This is a genomic window from Aeromonas sp. ZOR0002 (assembly GCF_963866995.1).
In the GTDB taxonomy this organism is placed as follows: Bacteria; Pseudomonadota; Gammaproteobacteria; order Enterobacterales; family Aeromonadaceae; genus Aeromonas; species Aeromonas caviae.
The window spans coordinates 1-732 of sequence record NZ_CAWMFQ010000286.1; the positions used below are offsets into that span (position 1 = coordinate 1).

1 protein-coding gene is annotated in these 732 nt (G+C 66.7%); it reads left to right on the forward strand.

The window, feature by feature from the left end; genetic code table 11:
• On the forward strand, positions 1 to 732 hold a 732-nt coding region (locus AACR77_RS15505; protein WP_042882647.1), incomplete at both ends, for a hypothetical protein.

Sequence of the window (732 nt, forward strand, 5' to 3'; positions counted from 1 at the left end):
CCTCTTCCTGGCCCAGGAGAGCGAGATGCAGGCCGTTCACGCCATCTGGCAGGGGCAGCCGCTGGCGTGCGAACAGGTACAGTGGCAGGGGGCGCTGCTCGGCGGTCTCTACCACACGGAGCGCCTCTGCCTGCCCCTCGACGAGGCACAGTGGGCCCGCTACCTCAGCGACTGGGGCCCCTTCCCCGGTGCCTGCCAACTGCTGGTCGAACCCCTTCACAACCACCGTCAGGAGCTGATCGGCTGCCTGCTGCTGATCCTGCCAGACTGCTCGCCCCGCGAACTGGCCTCGCGCATCAGCCTCATCGAGGCGCTGGCGGGCACCTCCTCCTCCGCCATCGAAAACCAGCGCCTGCTGGAGGAGCAGAAGCAGTTGCTGGAAGCCTTCATCGAGCTCATCGCCGGTGCCATCGATGCAAAGAGCCCCTACACCGGCGGCCACTGCCAGCGGGTGCCGGAACTGGCCAGGATGCTGACCCAGGCTGCCTGCGCACAGCAGACGGGGCCCTTTGCCGATTTCCGGCTCAACGAAGAGGAGTGGGAGGCCATCCATATCGCGAGCTGGCTGCACGACTGCGGCAAGGTCACCACCCCGGAGTTCGTGGTGGACAAGGCGACCAAGCTCGAGACCATTTACGACAGGATCCACGAGATCCGCACCCGCTTCGAGGTGCTCAAGCGGGATGCCCACATCGAGGCGCTCTGCGGCCTGCTGCCCCCATCCGGGCAGCA